Source organism: Streptosporangium sp. CA-135522 (assembly GCF_050949235.1).
GTDB lineage: Bacteria > Actinomycetota > Actinomycetes > Streptosporangiales > Streptosporangiaceae > Streptosporangium.
Genome location: NZ_CP192026.1, coordinates 2,754,777 through 2,770,015, shown reverse-complemented (window position 1 = coordinate 2,770,015; position 15,239 = coordinate 2,754,777). Strand labels below are relative to the sequence as shown.

Genomic DNA, 15,239 nt, shown 5'->3' with positions numbered 1-15,239 from the left:
GCCCAGGCCGGTCAGCCCAGGATGGTCAGTGCCTGCCGCACGGCGTCGCGGACCCGGACCGGGTCCGCCTGCGTCCGGCCCATCACCCGTATGCCTTGCAGCAGCACCAGCAGGAACCGGGCGATCGTCTGCGGGTCCCGATCGGCGGCCAGCTCGCCCTGGGCCCGCGCCCGGGTGAGCGCCGAGGCGAGCGAAGTCTCCAGGTGGGCCCAGCTCGACTCCACGAAGCGCGCGGCCTGGTCGTCCCTGGACGCCAGCTCGACCGCCGCGTTGACCACCATGCAACCGCGCCGGTGCGGATCGTGAACCGACTCCTCGGCGTACCGCTCGATCAGCGCGCGAACGGCCGGCAGCGCGGGCCCCGGCTGCGAGAGGTCCTCCAGGATGCGCGGGCCGTTGCCCTGGAGGTAGCGCTCCAGAGCCTTGAGGTAGAGGTCGTGCTTGCCGCCGAACGTCGCGTAGATGCTCGCGCGGGCGATGCCGAGATGCTCCACGAGGTCGGCCATCGAGGTGCTTTCGTAGCCGCGCTCCCAGAACAGCTCCTGTGCCCGCACCAGCACGACGTCGGGATCGAACTCCTTGGTCCTTGCCACGACACCAACGGTAACCATTATTAGATCGATCGGTCAAATAAGTGCGGCGGTTGCGGCCCTTCGCAGGGGCGCACGGGGACAGCGGATTTCGGAGAAGACGCGGGCGGGTTCCAAAAGTGCGACGGCGGGTTTCACAGAGTGCGCAGGAAGGCCAGGCCCCGGGTGGCCAGGTCGTCCTGGGTCGCGGCGAGCGGCCGCCAGATCGAGGCGGCGGTGGCGATCGACCGGTTGTGCGCGGTGAAGGACTCGATGCAGAGCGGGCCCCGGTAGCCCACCTCGCGCAGCGCCCCGCTCAGACCCGGCCAGTCCAGGTGGTCGGCCCCCGGGGCTCCCCGGTCGTTGGCGCAGACCTGCACGTGCGCGAGGAGCTCCCCGGCCTGCCGTACGGCCGCCGCGGGATCGCGCTCCTCGATGTTCATGTGGTAGACGTCCAGAGCCAGGCCGACGCCCGGGATGCCGCCGACCGCCTCGACGGCCTGCTCGACCGTGTTGATCAGGCTGCTCTCGTAGCGGTTGAGCGGCTCGACCGCGACCGTCACCCCGCGCTCGGCCGCGTACTCGCCGACCGGGGTCAGGTTCTCGCGCAGCTCGGCGTAGCACGCCCGCCGTTCCTCCCCCGACATCCGCCAGGTCCGCCCGACCGACGCGTACGCCGGGCCGCCGATCACCGGGCTCCCCACCGTCACCGCGGCGTCGACGCACCGCCTGAGGTAGTCCTGGGTCGCGCGGACCGTCTCGCCGTCGGCCGCGACGAGCTCCCTGCCCGGCGGCATGACCAGCACCACGGACGCCGTCAACCCGAGCTCGGCCAGCAGGCCGGCCGCCCGGCCGGGGTCCCAGTCGCCGACCCGCTCCACCGGCAGCTCGATCGTGTCGAACCCCCAGCCGGCCACCCGGGGGGCCAGCCGTAGAAGGTCCTCATCCGTCAGCGGCGAGACCCACACCCACGTGTTGACACCGATGGAGAACATCGGCCACCCCTTCCTCACGTCTTGACATCCTCCCCCTCGTGAACGAGGGGGATTCCAACCCATCGACCTACGCTGAGAGGAGGACAGGATGAACGCCCATCGGGACGGCGGCGTCCGCGCGCGGACGCCGCCGTCCACACCCCGGTGGACCGGCCGCCCTACCGGCCGCCCCACTTGCCGGGGAAGCCGGGCAGGTCCTCGCAGCCGCACAGCGCGTAGTGCAGGGGCGGCATGTCGGGCTGGAGGTAGGTGGCCAAGGTCTCAGAAGTGATCTTGGGCTGGGGGAGCTTCCACGTCTTGGGCACCTGCTCGCCCTTGAGGATCCGCAGGGCGGCGATCACCGGGGTACGCCACTGGTAGGTGGGATAGGTGGGCGCGACGGCGGTCAGAGCGCCGTCCTTCCACTTCTGCAGGAAGTCCTGCTGGTCCTCGCCGACGATCGGCGGCACCGGCCGGCCGGCGTCCTCGAACGCCTCGATCGCGGCCACGGCGGTCGCGCCCGCGTCCATCCAGACACCGTCGATCTTGCCGTGGCGCTGGATGTAGTCGCTCACGATGCTCTTGGTCTTCGCCGCGTCGCCGTCGGTGAACTCCACCCCGACCACGTCGAGCCTGCTCTTGTCGAAGGCCACCTTCGCCGCCGACCAGCGGGTCTCCAGCACGTCCACGCCCGGCAGGATCCGCAGTGCCAGGACCTTCCCCCCGGCGGGCACCTTCTCCACCAGGAAGTCCGCGCCGTCGGCACCGAAGGCGTAGCCGCCGATGGGGTTGATGAACGTCACCGGGCAGTCGGTGTCCACGCCACGGTCGAAGACGATCACCGGGAGCTTCGGACAGGCCCCGGTCACCGCGGGGGTCAGCGTCGCGGTCGTGTTGGGCGAGACGATCAGCGCGTCACAGCCCTTGCCGGTCAGCTCGGCGATGTCGGAGATCTGCTTGTCGTCCTTGCCCTCCGCGTCGAGCGCGGTGAACTCGGCGATCTCCTTGTGCAGGGCGACCTCGGCCTGCATGGTCTTCCATCCCACCTGCCGCCAGGGGTTGTTGACCGCGGCGTTGGAGAAGCAGAGGTGGTAGGGGCCATTCTTCTTGTATTTGGCGGTGTCCGCCTTCTCCCCCGGCGCGATGGCCTGCTCCCACGGCTTGCCCGCCGGGCCTTCGGGGGTCTGGGTGCGCATGGCGAGCTGGGCGTCGTAGTCGGCCTGGACGAAGAACTTCGACTGCTCGCCCGTCCCGGTGGACGTGGCGGCGGAGGCGGCGGGGGCGGACGACGCCGGGGCGGAGGCCGGCGAGGTGACGCCGCCCGCCACCGGCTTGTCGCTGGCGCATCCGGCGGCCAGCAGAATCACGCAGACGCCGGCGGCGAGAGCCGCGACGGACCTGTTCATTCAAGGTCTCCTTTTCTTCTTCAGGGGGTGCCTGTTGTTCGGGGCGCGTCCGGAGCCCTCCGGGAACGCGTCCGGAGGCAGGCGCGTTCAGGCACGTGCCGCACGTCGCCGCGGAAGCCGTACGGCGCCCGCGGCGACGGCGGCGATGATGATCACACCCTGGACCGCGTACTCCAGGGCCCCCGAGATCCCGTGCAGGTTCAGCAGGGTGAACAGGGCCTCCAGCGTGAAAGCCCCGGCCATGGCGGCGACCACGGAGCCGCGCCCGCCGCCCAGTACGACGCCGCCGAGCACGACGGCGGTGATGGCCTGGAACTCCAGGCCTTGCCCGACCTGGGCGGAGACCCCCGCGAAGCCGCCGAGCAGGATGCCCGCGACGGCCGCGGCCAGGCCGGAGACGACGAAGGCCAGGACGCGGGTCCGGTCGACCCGGACGCCCGACAGTCCCGCCGCGCGCTCGTTGTCGCCGGTGGCGACGAGCCGTTTGCCGTAGCCGGAGCGCATGAGCAGGACCGCCGCCGCGCCGGCGACCAGGAGGACGAGCACCGACCAGGGCACCGGTCCGAGGTCCTTGCGGCCGAACATCCTGAACGTCTCCGACAGCGCGCCGCGCGGGGCTCCGCCCGTCCACAGGAACACCGCGCCGGACAGCACCAGCATCATGCCCAGCGTGGTGATGAAGGACGGCACCCGGAGCCCGGTGGTGATCACCCCGTTGACCAGCCCGACCAGCGGCCCCAGCACGACCAGCAGGGCCAGCACCGGCCAGGTGGCCGCTTCGTCGCCGCCGATCAGCCGGGCGGCCACCACCACCTCCACGGTGACCAGCGACCCGACCGACAGGTCGAACTCCCCCGAGACGATGACGAAGTACTGCCCCGCCGCCAGGATGACCAGCGGCGCGGCCCGCTTGACGAACGCCAGGAACCCGGCGGGCTCCAGGAAGAACGGGTTGACCACGGCGATCAGCACCAGCAGCGCGGCCAGCACGAAGAAGATCGGTCCCACGGACCTGAGGACTTTCATCGGGGTCGCCTCCCGGCGGTACGGCGGGCGTAGACGGCCACCGCGACGACGATCACCACGCCGCGCACCACGTCCTTGACGAACGCGTTGATCTCAAGCTGGTTGAAGACGCTGTCGAGCACGGCCAGCAGCAGCACCCCGCCGACCGTGCCGGCGACCCCGCCCCGGCCGCCTGCCAGGGCCGTGCCGCCGAGGACCACCGCGGCGATCGACTCCAGGTCGTAGCCGCCGTCGGTGCCGACCGTGGGCGCTCCCGCGCCGAGCCTGGCGGCCAGCAGCAGCCCGGCGACCCCCGCGCAGACCGAGCAGAGCACGTGGGTGACGACGATGACGCGGCCGGTCCGCACCCCGGACAGCCGGGCCACCTCTTCGTCCCCGCCCACCGCGTAGACGCGGTAGCCGAACCTGGTGCGGCGCAGCAGGAACCACGCCGCGACCGCGACCGCCGCCCACAGCAGCGCCGAGACCGGGATCGGCCCGATCCTGTCGTAGCCGAGCCGCTGGAAGGACTCGGGCACGCTGCCCGCCGGCCCGTCGTAGAGGTGGTCCACGACCCCTCTGACGATCAGCGCCGTGCCGAGCGTCGCGATGAAGGCGTGCACGTGGAGCCGGGTGATGATCAGCCCGTTGACCAGGCCGACCAACGCGCTGGCCACGAGCACCGCCAGGACGGCCGGGACGATCCCGCCGTCCCGGCCCGCCATGGTCTCCGCCGCCACGAGCGAGGCGAGGCTGATCAGATAGGCCACCGACAGGTCCAGCGACCCGGCCAGGATCGCCAGGGTCTGTCCCACCGCGACGATGCCGAGCGCTGCCGAGCGCTGCTGGATCCCGACGACGGTCTCCAGGGTGAGGAAGTCGCCTCCGTCGATCGCCACCAGCACCCAGCCGACGAGCATGACCCCGGCCAGGGCGAGGTAGACGACCTGTGTCGAGCCGATACGGCCGGCCAGGGCGCCGCGCCCGCGCGCGGCGGGGGCGGCGTCAGTGGCGCGGACGGCGGAGGCGGCGGGCGGCTTCGCCGGCGGCCCTGCGAGGCGGAGCCTGTCCTGCCCGGTCACGACGACACCTCACCGGCGGCCAGGCGCATGACCGTCTCCTCGGAGGGGCCGGCGGGGAGCTCTCCGGCGATGCGGCCGTCGCGCATCACCACGACGCGGTCGCTCATACCGATCAGCTCGGGAAGTTCGGAAGAGATCATCATGATGGCCATGCCGTCCTTCGCCAGGCCGCGCATCAGGTCGTAGATGGCGGCCTTGGCTCCCACGTCGACTCCGCGCGTGGGCTCGTCGAGGACCATGACCCTCGGCGCCACGGTCATCCACTTGGCCAGCACGACCTTCTGCTGGTTGCCGCCGGACAGGTAACGCACCTCCTGATCCGGATGGGGCGGCTGCAGCCGCACGGCCTCCAGCAGCTCTCTGACGTCGCCGTGGCCCCTGCGCCCACCGTCGCGCCCACCGTGTCCGCCTCGCCGTACCGAGCGGGAGACCAGCAGGGCGTTGTCCCGCACCGACTGGCGCAACGCGAGCCCCTCGGCCTTGCGGTCCTCGGTCACCAGGCCGATCCCGGCCGCCACGGCCTGCCGTACGGACCCGGGCCGCAGCGGGCTCATCTCGCCGCGCGTGAACGGCTCGGCCCCGAAGAGGGCCTTGGCCAGCTCCGTGCGGCCCGATCCCTGCAGCCCGGCCACCCCGAGGATCTCCCCGGCGCGCAGGTCGAGGTCGATCCCGTCGAGTACGGCGTTGCCGCCGCCGCGCACGCTGAGCCGTACCTCACCGGCCCCGCCCTCCCGGGAGCCGTCGCGGGGCGGGAAGTAGGCGCCGAGGTCGCGGCCGACCATCAGCCGCACCAGCTCGTCGGGGGTGACCCGAGTGGTGTCCACGCTGGTGACCAGCGCGCCGTCCTTCAGCACGGTCACCCGCGCGGCCAGGTCGAACACCTCGCGCAGGCGGTGGGAGATGTAGAGGACGGCGATCCCCCGCTCCCGCAGCCGCGCGACGAGCCGGTAGAGCAGTTCCACCTCGTGGCCGGCCAGCGCCGCGGTGGGCTCGTCCATCACGATGATCCGGGCGTCCTGGGAGAGCGCCTTGGCGATCTCCACGACCTGCTGCTGGGCGACGGAGAGATGACGGACCAGGTCACGGGGTCCGAAGGAGGTCTCGCCCAGCTCCGCCAGCAGCTGCGCGGTGTCGGCCTCCATCGCGGCCCGGTCGACCAGCCCCCGTCTGACGGGCTCCCGGCCGAGGAAGACGTTCTCCGCGACGCCGCGCTCGGGCAGCAGGTTGAACTCCTGGTAGATGATCGCCACTCCGGCGCGCTGGGCGTCGACGGGGTGGGCGAAGGAGACCGGGGAGCCGTCGATCTCGATGACGCCCTCGTCCGGCGCGTGGACGCCGGCGAGGATCTTCATCAGTGTGGACTTGCCGGCGCCGTTCTCGCCGACGACCGCGTGCACCTCGCCGGCGGCGGCCTCCAGGCTCACCCCGGTCAGCACGCGCACGCCGAGGAAGCTCTTGGCGATGCCCCGCATCCTGAGCTTCACGACTCCTCCACCTCCAGCCACCGCCCGGTCGCGGCCGACTCCAGCACGGCGTCACAGATGCGGGCGGCGCGGGCGCCGTCGGCGAAGGTGGGCAGGCCGTCGCGGTGCTCGCCGCGGATCGCCGCGTAGGTGTCGCGGGCGAACGCCTCGAAGCAGTCGTGGTACCCCTGGGCGTGTCCGGGCGGGAGGGTGGCGTACGGCACGGCCCCGGCCGACAGCGTGGCCGGGTCGCGCATCAGGAGCCGCGAGCCGTCCCGCCGGCCCGACCACAGGAGTTCGGGCTGTTCCTGGTCGAAGGCCAGGCCGGCCCGCGATCCGGAGATCTCCAGGAAGAGCCGGTTCTTCCTGCCCGGGGCCACCTGGCTGGTCGTCACGGTTCCGAGCGCGCCCGAGGTGGTGCGGAACTGGACGACGGCCACGTCCTCGGTCAGCACCGGGCGGCTCACCGCCCGATCGGGGATCACCACGGCCGTCTGCGCCGACACCGCGGCGATACGGTCGCCGGAGACGAACTCGGCCAGGTCGCACCAGTGCGATCCGACATCGGCGAAGACCCGCGAGGGACCGCCCCGCTCCGGGTCCACCCGCCAGTTGTCGTCTTCCGGGGTCAGCAGCCAGTCCTGCAGATAGCTGCCGTGGATCAGGCTGATGCGGCCCACCGCGCCCGACGCCACCAGCCACCGGGCCTCACGGACCATCGGGTGGAAGCGGTAGACGAAGGGAACGGCGGCCACCCGCCCCGCCTGCGCCGCCCGCGCGGCCATCATCGCGGCCGTCTCGCCGTCGGTGGCCAGCGGTTTCTCGCAGACCACGTGCTTGCCGGCGTCCAGCGCCTTCATCACCAGCGGGGCGTGCAGGTGATTGGGAGTGCAGATGTGGACGACGTCGACGTCGCCCGAGTCGATCAGCTCCTCGGCCGAGCCGAAGCCCCGCTCGGCCCCGAACCGCGCCACCGCCTGCCTGGTCTTCTCCCGGCCCGAGCCCGCCACACCGATGATCCGGGCCCCGGCGAGCCTCGCCGAACGCGCGTGGACCGTGCCCATGAAACCGGTTCCGATGACACCTGCTCGAACCTGATCCGCCGGTAACCAGCCGATTTCCTCCATGTTTCGGGATGCTAAAGGGATCTTATGGCGATGGTCAAGCAAAAGATGGTGACGAGTAGACATAATGGAGAAGCAGGTCAGCGTAAGTCGCTTTGACGCGGTGGAAACGAGGAGTGTTGACTGTGCGCATGCTGAGCGAAGCGAACGGTTCAATCGCCGGCGCGGGGGCGCTTCTGAAGATCCTGCGCGACGGCCAGGCCCGCACCCGTGCCGAGCTGGTCCAGCTGACCGGGCTGGCACGCTCCACTCTCGGGCAGCGGCTCGACGCGCTGTTGAGCCAGCAGTGGATCATTCCGACAGAGGAGGCCATCTCCTCGGGAGGCCGTCCCGCCGTCGCTTTCACCTTCAACCGCGCCGCCCGCGTCGTCCTGGCCGCCGACCTGGGCGCCACCCACGCCCGGGTGGCGATCACCGACCTGGGCACCGAGGTCCTGGCCGAGCGCGCGGAGGAGGTGCCGATAGACCGCGGCCCCGTGGAGACGCTCACCTGGCTGCAGCGCACCTTCGAGGAGATGCTCGCCGAGACCGGGCACACCCGCGACGAGATCTGCGGCATCGGCGTCGGCCTGCCCGGCCCGGTCGAGCACAGCTCGGGCCGGCCGGTCAATCCGCCGATAATGCCGGGCTGGGACGGCTTCCCCGTCCCCGAATGGCTCGGCGAGCGCTTCGGCGCGCCCGTGCTCGTCGACAACGACGTCAACATCATGGCCCTGGGCGAGCACTGGGCCGCCCGTCCCGAAGCCGACCACCTCATCTTCGTCAAGATCGGCACCGGCATCGGCTGCGGCATCATCAGCGACCGCCACCTGCACCGGGGAGCCCAGGGCGCGGCCGGCGACATCGGCCACATCCAGGTGGCCTCGGCCGTCGACATCGTCTGCCGCTGCGGCAACCTCGGCTGCCTGGAGGCCGTCGCCAGCGGCGCCGCCATGTCCGCCCGGCTGTCGGCCGACGGCGTGGCGGCCGACGGCAGCCGCGACGTGGTCCGCCTGGTGCGCGGCGGCAACACCCAGGCCGTCCAGCTCATCCGCCAGGCCGGCCGCGAGGTCGGCGACGTCCTCGCCTCGATCGTGAACTTCTTCAACCCCTCGGTGATCGTGGTCGGCGGCGACATCGCGGAGGCCGGCGAGCAGGTGCTCGCCGGCCTCCGCGAGGTCATCTACAGCCGCTCCCTTCCCCTCGCCACCCAGCATCTGACGATCACCGCCAGCGAGCTCGGTGACCGCGCGGGCGTGATCGGCGCGGCCGTCATGATCATCGAGCATGTCCTGGCTCCCGGCACCGTCGACCAGTCCGTCGTCCGCGCCTGATCGTGCGACACTGCCCCGATGACGACAGCGGAGCCGATCAGGACCCCCCGGCTGACGCTGGAGCCGCTGGCGGTGGAGCACGCCGCCCAGATGGCCCGGGCGCTCGCCGATCCCGCCCTGCACGTCTTCACCGGGGGCTCCCCCGCGACCGCGGAGGAGCTGCGCGGCCGTTACGCCCGCATGGTGGCCGGGCCACCGCCCGGCGGTGACGACGCCTGGCTCAACTGGGTGATCCGCCTCGACGGCCAGGAGGGCCTGGTCGGCTACGTCCAGGCCACCCTGGCCGCCGGGCGGGCGTCCGTGGCCTGGGTGGTCGGCACCCCCTGGCAGGGCCGGGGCATCGCCGGCGAGGCCGCGCTCGCCCTGCTCGCCTGGCTCCAAGAGCGCGGCGTGAACACCGTCGTCGCGACGATCCACCCCGACCACGCCGCTTCCTCGGCCGTGGCCCGCCGCATCGGCCTGGTCCCGACCGGCGACCGGATGGACGGCGAGGTGGTCTGGCGCTCCGAGCAGGGCCGTCCCGCCCCGGAGAGCTGACAGGCGAGAGGCCTGCGTCCAACGTTCGCCGGACGACACGGTGCGGATCGCCCGGTCCCAGCCGGCGAACGGTGCTGGGCCCCGATCCCGGGAGAGCTTCGCGCCGAGCGTCGTGGCACCTCACCCGGCCGCCGCGCACCTAGCGGCTGACCAGTTCCTCCGGCTCGCGCAGCTCCTCCATGAACCAGGAGATGGTGCGGCTCAGCCCGTCGACGACGTCCACCTTCGGCGACCAGCCCAGCCGGGAGGCGGCCAGCGAGGTGTCGGGGCGGCGGATCTCCGGGTCGTCGGCGGGGCGGTCGACGAAGCGGATCGGCGAGACCGAGCCGGTCAGCTCGCGGATCGTCTCGGCCAGGGCGAGCATGGTCAGCTCCGCCGGGTGGCCGATGTTGACCGGACCGGCGAAGTCGCTGCCGGCCAGGGCGAGGATCCCGTCGACCGTGTCGTCGACATAGCAGATGGACCGGGTCTGGGTGCCGTCGCCGGTCACGGTGATCGGCTCGCCGCGCAACGCCTGGCGGATGAAGGTGGGGACGGCCCTGCCGTCGTGGGGCCGCATCCGCGGGCCGTAGGTGTTGAAGATCCGCACGATCGCGGTGTCGACGTGGTGGGAGTCGCGGTAGGCGGTGGTGAGCGACTCGGCGAAGCGTTTGGCCTCGTCGTAGACGCTGCGCGGACCGACCGGGTTGACGTTGCCCCAGTAGCTCTCGCGTTGCGGGTGCTCCAGCGGGTCGCCGTAGACCTCGCTGGTGGAGGCCAGCACGAAGCGGGCGTCCTTCTCCTTGGCGAGTCCGAGAGCGTGCAGCGTGCCGAGGCTGCCCACCTTGAGCGTCTCGATCGGGTGGCGCAGGTAGTCGGCCGGGGAGGCGGCCGAGGCGAAGTGGAGCACCAGGTCCACCTCACCCGGGACGTGCACGAATCCGGTGAGGTCGCACTCGACGAGCCGGAAGGCGGCCCGGCCGATCAGGTGCTCGATGTTGTGGGGCGAGCCGGTCAGGAAGTTGTCCATGCAGATCACCCCGGCTCCGCCGGCGAGCAGACGCTCACACAGGTAGGACCCGAGGAAACCGGCTCCGCCGGTCACCACCACCCGTCGCGGATTCATCTGACGCCTACCTCCAGCAGATTGACGGCGGCGTCGAGGACTTCCCGGACGCCGATTTCCAGCAGGCCCTCGTCTGGCCGGTCTCCGTGGGGGTCGCCGGAGCGTCCGGCCCACAGAGCCACGTGCGGCCCGTGGGGCGGCCCCCACAGAGCGGGTGAGACAGGTCCGAACAGCACCACCGACGGCGTGGCCAAGGCGGTCGCCAGGTGGGCCACGCCGGTGTCGCCGCAGATGACCAGCCGGGCCCGGGCCACCAGCCGGGCCAGCCGGCGCAGGCCGGTGCGCCCGGCGAGCACGCTTCTCTCCGGCAGGCAGGCCAGGGAGGCCACCCGCTCGGCCAGCGCCCGCTCCCCCGCGTCCCCGGTGATCACCACCTCGTGGCCGGCCTGCCGCAGCGCGACGGCCGTCAGCGCGAACCGCTCCGGCGGCCAGCGCCTGGCCGGATCGGCCGCCCCCGGATGGACGATCACCGGCGCGGGGCGCGCCGGCACGCTCTCCCACGAGGGGGGAGGCCGCAGGGCCAGGTCGGCCGGGTCGGCCGCGATTCCGTACCGGCCGAGAAGGTCGCACCACCGCCGGACCTCGTGCGCGTCGCTCCGCCAGGACGGCCCCCGCACGTCCGGGAAGTCGGGGTGGGCGTGGGTGAGGAGCGTTCTCGCGCCGGTACGGCGCAGCGCCGTGACGCTCTGCGGCCCCCTGCCGTGCAGGTTGACCGCGATGTCGGGGGGCGCACCGGCCGGGACCGGTCCCGGCCCCGACACGTCGAGCACCTCGTCCACCGCGCCGATCAGCGGCATCAGGGGCGCCAGCCGGGCGGGCGCGGCCAGCACGATCCGATGACCGGGATGGGAACGCCGCAGGGCGCGCAGGGCGGGGACGACCATGAGCAGGTCACCGAGGCCGAGCCCGCGCAGTACCACCATGACCGGCGCCCGCCCGACGACCGCCCGTTCCGCGGTGGTCACGGCAGGTCCCGGCTCGTCACGGCCATGACGTCTCCGTGGAGGGGCAGACGACCAGCTCTCCGATCTCGCAGCCCACGGACCGGCCGAGGGCGAACACAACGGTCGCGGCCACGTCCTCCGGCTGGTTGAGCCGGGCGTCCACACCGCCGACAGCCGCGGGGGGATTCGCGTGCTCTGATATCAGTTCGACCCTCAACGAACGGCCTCCTTCACGAACGCCAGGCGGTTGACGGCCTCGACGACTTGAGCGCTGGGCACGGACGACAGGCACGGGTGGCCGGGAACCGGGCACACCCGGGCCCGGGTGCCCCGGCAGGGAGCGTTCTGGTCGCCCAGCACCACGCTCGGCACGCCGTAGGGCGCCCAGCGGGTGGCCGGGACCACGGGGGCGAAGAGGCTGACCACGGGCGTGCCGACCGCCGCGGCGAGATGCGCGGGACCGGTGTTGGCCACGACCACCACGCTCACCCCGGCGAGCTCGGCGAAGGTCGTCCTGCCGCCCAGGTCCGTGACGGTCTCCCAGGCGGAACCGTCCCCGGCCCGTCCCGGCGCGGGGTGCGTCCCCCGCGCGGCCTCGTGGACGGGGCGCCCCTCCGCGGGCCCCCGGACCTGCACTCTTCCGGTCCAGCCGTCCGGCACGGCGGACCTGCCCGACAGGCCGGACCGCCTCGCGCCGGCCACCCGCGCGGTGAGTGCCCGCTCGCCCGAGCCGCCGGTCACCACGACCCGCCAGCCGGCGCGAACGAGGTCGTGAACCGTTCTGGTCCAGCTCTCCGCCGGCCATGACCTGGCCTGTGCCGAGGCGCCGGGATGGACGACGACGTAGCCGGGTGGCCCGGTCAGGTGTCCCACCTCGGGCAGCGGGCGCCGTACGGCGAGCCCTCCCCCGTCTCCGGGCGGCAGGTCGAACCCGGCGGCCCTGGCCAGCCCGAGCATGCGCTCGGCCTCCGGCACGTCCACGTCCTCGTCGACGACGTGCCGCACGTCGAGCAGCGAGCCGGGGTAGTCGGCGCAGATCGCGGCGATCCTCGGCGTTCCCGCCAGTCTCAGCAGCAGGGCCAGCGGCAGGGGCGACTGGTGGAACGAGGTCAGGATCAGTGCCAGTTCGGGCGCCACCTCCTGGACGGTTCTCAGCAGCCGCAGGGCGTGCGGTCCGGTCATCGGCGGCGGGTTGGGGTCGATCCACGGCGCGCGCCACTCCACCACCTTGGACACACCGGGCAGCAGCTCGGCCGCCGCACGGCCGTGCGGCCCGGCCAGCAGCACGACCTCCCTGGCTCCCCCGGCGACCGCGCGGACGGCCGGCCCGGACAGCAGGACGTCACCCGCGTTGTCCGGCCGCGCGACGAGGACGGTGCCGATCATCTGCGGACTCGCAGTTCCCCGGCGGGGCGCCGCGCGCGGGCCACCGGCGGGATGAGCACTCTCGTGATCACCATCCGCCGGACCTCGTCCCCGGGGCGCGGGCCCGGAACGATGCGGGCCCGGGCGAATCCGGCCGTGAGCACCGCCCACGCCGTGGTGGAGGTGGCGGGCCGGCGGTCGGTCCCGCCGTTCGCGGGACGGTCGTCGACCACGATGACGTCCAGCGACGGCCCCAGCGCGGCGAGGACGGGGCGCTTGCCGTGCTCGCGACGGCTGAGCCGTTCCTCCTCCGCGGCCGCGACGACCTCTCCGTCGACCACCAGCGCGGCCGCGGGGTCATGGAAGATCGCGTTTATCCCGAGAAATCTCATGGATTCGCCTCTCGTGTGTAACTGGTTAACTACCGAGCGAAGCGATTCCCAAAACAATAGAACGGGGAAAAGTCCTGGTAAGAGACCTGCATATCGCTACATGTCACTCTCTGTGACCATTTGGTGGGGTATCCACTCGCCCGCCGAGCATCCGATCCCGTTGACGGGAAACGCACCGGAGGAGCCCGTGCCGAGCCACAGACGCCCAGCCGCCGTCCTGTTCGACCGCGACGGCACGCTGATCGTGGACGTCCCCTACAACCGTGATCCCGGCCGGGTGGAGCCCATGCCCGGAGCCCTGTCCGCGCTGGAGCGGCTGCGCCGGGCAGGCGTGCCGATCGGCGTGGTCACCAACCAGTCCGGCATCGCCCGGAGGCTCATCGGCGCCGAGGAACTGCTCGCGGTCAACGCCCGGGTGGACGAGTTGCTGGGGCCGTTCGACGTGTGGGCGGTGTGCCCGCATGACGAGAGCGACGGATGCGGGTGTCGCAAGCCGGCTCCGGGACTCGTGCTGCGGGCGGCGGCGGCGCTCGGCGTGAGCGCCCGTGACTGCGTGGTCATCGGGGACATCGGCCGCGACATCGAGGCCGCTCGCGCGGCCGGGGCCCGGGGCATCCTCGTGCCCACCCCTCGGACGCTGCCCGCCGAGATCGCGACCGCTCAGGAGGTGGCGGGCGATCTCGCCGACGCCGTGAGCCGAGCGCTCCCGGCGGACGACCCCACCGACGCCGTGAGCCGGATGACGGCGGCCGGCACCGCGGCCCCTCCTGACGCCGGACCCCGCCGGGACACCGGGTCCCCTTCGAGCTCCGGGTCCTCTCCTTCAAGCTCCGGGTCCTCTCCGAGCTCCGGGCCCCGCCCGGACACCGCGGGCCGTCCGGTGGCCGAGTCTCACCCGGACGCAGGAGCCCGCCCGTGAGGATCCTGCTCTGGCATGTGCACGGGTCCTGGACGACGGCGTTCGTCCAGGGCGCCCACGACTACCTCGTACCGCTCGTCCCGGACCGCGGCCCCGACGGGCGCGGCCGGGCCAGGACCTACCGATGGCCCGCCGCCGTGCGCGAGGTGCCGTGGGACCGGCTCCACGGGGAGGACGTCGACCTGGTCGTCCTGCAACGCCCCCACGAGCTGGATCTCGCCCGGCGCTGGCTGCGCCGCCGCCCTGGCCGGGACGTGCCCGCCGTCTACGTCGAGCACAACGCTCCGGCCGGGAACGCGCCCGGCACCCGGCACCCGCTGGCCGGCCGCGACGACATCCCGCTGATCCACGTGACCCACTTCAACGACCTGTTCTGGGACTCCGGCAGGGCGCCCACCCAGGTGGTCGAGCACGGCGTCGTCGATCCCGGCCACCGCTACACCGGCGAGCTGCCGCGCGCCGGCGTCGTCGTCAACGAGCCGATCCGGCGCGAACGCGTCGCCGGGACGGACCTGCTGCCGAGGTTCGCCGCCGCGGCCCCGCTCGACGTCTTCGGCATGAAGGTCACCGGCCTGCCGCACCGGTTCCGCTTCCCGTTCGGCACCTTCGAGGACCTGCCACAGGAGGCGATGCACGCCGAGCTCGCCCGGCGGCGGGTCTACCTGCACCCCTACCGGTGGACCTCGCTGGGCCTCTCCCTGATCGAGGCCATGCTGCTCGGCATGCCCGTGGTGGCGCTGGCCGCCACCGAGGCCGTGGAGGCGGTGCCGCCGGAGGCGGGAGTGATCTCGACGCGTGTCGCCACCCTCACCGCGGCGCTGGAGGCCTTCGTCACCGACCCCGCCCGGGCCCGGCAGTGCGGGAAGGCCGCCCGCGCCGCCGCGCTCGCGCGCTACGGTCTCGGGCGCTTCCTGTCCGACTGGGATCGGGTGCTCTCCCAGACCGCCCGGCGCTGAGGCGGCGTCCGGCCGGCCACCGGCCCGGCCGGACGCCCGCACTCCCCTCCCCCCGGAAGCCAGGTGACTTCGGTGACGAACGGGG

General features: G+C 72.7%; 15 protein-coding genes and 1 pseudogene. 4 read left to right on the top strand and 12 right to left on the bottom strand.

The genetic code is table 11. The features are described from left to right. Positions 1–11: 11 nt before the first annotated feature. From ACQPYK_RS13135 to ACQPYK_RS13105, 7 genes are all read right to left on the bottom strand, one after another. Complete coding sequence (locus tag ACQPYK_RS13135) at positions 12–593, bottom strand: TetR/AcrR family transcriptional regulator (RefSeq protein WP_433254618.1); 582 nt, start codon at positions 591–593, stop codon at positions 12–14. A 131-nt stretch (positions 594–724) separates the two neighbouring features. Continuing rightward, positions 725–1,564 carry a sugar phosphate isomerase/epimerase family protein gene (locus tag ACQPYK_RS13130; protein ID WP_433254616.1) on the bottom strand — a complete coding sequence of 280 codons (840 nt, stop codon included), beginning with the start codon at positions 1,562–1,564 and terminating at the stop codon, positions 725–727. Positions 1,565–1,722: 158 nt separating this feature from the next. Then, positions 1,723–2,949 (bottom strand): substrate-binding domain-containing protein, encoded by a 1,227-nt coding sequence (locus ACQPYK_RS13125; protein WP_433254614.1) that lies wholly within the window; start codon positions 2,947–2,949, stop codon positions 1,723–1,725. Positions 2,950–3,036: 87 nt separating this feature from the next. After that, the gene (locus ACQPYK_RS13120; RefSeq protein ID WP_433254611.1) at positions 3,037–3,975 is read right to left on the bottom strand and encodes an ABC transporter permease; all 939 of its coding nucleotides are present in this window, start codon (positions 3,973–3,975) and stop codon (positions 3,037–3,039) included. Beyond that, the gene (locus ACQPYK_RS13115) at positions 3,972–5,036 is read right to left on the bottom strand and encodes an ABC transporter permease (RefSeq protein WP_433254608.1); all 1,065 of its coding nucleotides are present in this window, start codon (positions 5,034–5,036) and stop codon (positions 3,972–3,974) included. The genes ACQPYK_RS13120 and ACQPYK_RS13115 overlap by 4 nt, the downstream gene beginning before the upstream one ends. Further along, positions 5,033–6,508: a sugar ABC transporter ATP-binding protein gene (locus ACQPYK_RS13110; RefSeq protein WP_433258779.1), complete on the bottom strand. Its 1,476-nt coding sequence runs from the start codon at positions 6,506–6,508 to the stop codon at positions 5,033–5,035. Before ACQPYK_RS13110 ends, ACQPYK_RS13115 begins: the two co-directional genes overlap by 4 nt. 8 nt (positions 6,509–6,516) lie before the next feature. Continuing rightward, complete coding sequence (locus ACQPYK_RS13105; RefSeq protein ID WP_433254605.1) at positions 6,517–7,626, bottom strand: Gfo/Idh/MocA family protein; 1,110 nt, start codon at positions 7,624–7,626, stop codon at positions 6,517–6,519. 128 nt (positions 7,627–7,754) lie between these two features. Here ACQPYK_RS13105 and ACQPYK_RS13100 point away from each other — a divergent pair, with 128 nt between their 5' ends. Together ACQPYK_RS13100 and ACQPYK_RS13095 are read left to right on the top strand one after the other, a co-directional pair. Beyond that, on the top strand, positions 7,755–8,936 hold the full coding sequence (locus tag ACQPYK_RS13100) for an ROK family protein (RefSeq protein WP_433254602.1): 1,182 nt from the start codon (positions 7,755–7,757) through the stop codon (positions 8,934–8,936). Positions 8,937–8,954: 18 nt separating this feature from the next. Next, a complete protein-coding gene (locus tag ACQPYK_RS13095) occupies positions 8,955–9,473 on the top strand; it encodes a GNAT family N-acetyltransferase (protein ID WP_433254599.1) in 519 nt (172 codons plus the stop codon). Positions 9,474–9,612: 139 nt separating this feature from the next. Here the strand turns inward: ACQPYK_RS13095 and ACQPYK_RS13090 are convergent, their stop codons facing one another. From ACQPYK_RS13090 to ACQPYK_RS13070, 5 genes and pseudogenes are all read right to left on the bottom strand, one after another. Beyond that, the gene (locus ACQPYK_RS13090; protein WP_433254596.1) at positions 9,613–10,578 is read right to left on the bottom strand and encodes a UDP-glucuronic acid decarboxylase family protein; all 966 of its coding nucleotides are present in this window, start codon (positions 10,576–10,578) and stop codon (positions 9,613–9,615) included. Continuing rightward, on the bottom strand, positions 10,575–11,543 hold the full coding sequence (locus tag ACQPYK_RS13085; RefSeq protein ID WP_433254594.1) for a glycosyltransferase family 9 protein: 969 nt from the start codon (positions 11,541–11,543) through the stop codon (positions 10,575–10,577). The genes ACQPYK_RS13090 and ACQPYK_RS13085 overlap by 4 nt, the downstream gene beginning before the upstream one ends. 16 nt (positions 11,544–11,559) lie before the next feature. After that, positions 11,560–11,739, bottom strand: coding sequence for a hypothetical protein (locus ACQPYK_RS13080; protein WP_433254591.1), 180 nt, complete (start codon positions 11,737–11,739; stop codon positions 11,560–11,562). Further along, entirely contained in the window at positions 11,736–12,908 is a 1,173-nt protein-coding gene (locus tag ACQPYK_RS13075) for a glycosyltransferase family 9 protein (protein WP_433254588.1), read from the bottom strand. The genes ACQPYK_RS13080 and ACQPYK_RS13075 overlap by 4 nt, the downstream gene beginning before the upstream one ends. 245 nt (positions 12,909–13,153) lie before the next feature. Beyond that, positions 13,154–13,279 (bottom strand): annotated as a pseudogene (locus ACQPYK_RS13070) (carbamoyltransferase N-terminal domain-containing protein); the annotation flags it as partial. Positions 13,280–13,466: 187 nt separating this feature from the next. Between ACQPYK_RS13070 and ACQPYK_RS13065 the strand changes: the two are divergent. Together ACQPYK_RS13065 and ACQPYK_RS13060 are read left to right on the top strand one after the other, a co-directional pair. Then, positions 13,467–14,198, top strand: a complete 732-nt coding sequence (locus ACQPYK_RS13065; protein ID WP_433254585.1) for a D-glycero-alpha-D-manno-heptose-1,7-bisphosphate 7-phosphatase — start codon at positions 13,467–13,469, stop codon at positions 14,196–14,198. Further along, the gene (locus ACQPYK_RS13060; RefSeq protein WP_433254582.1) at positions 14,195–15,154 is read left to right on the top strand and encodes a glycosyltransferase; all 960 of its coding nucleotides are present in this window, start codon (positions 14,195–14,197) and stop codon (positions 15,152–15,154) included. The genes ACQPYK_RS13065 and ACQPYK_RS13060 overlap by 4 nt, the downstream gene beginning before the upstream one ends. Positions 15,155–15,239: the final 85 nt, after the last annotated feature.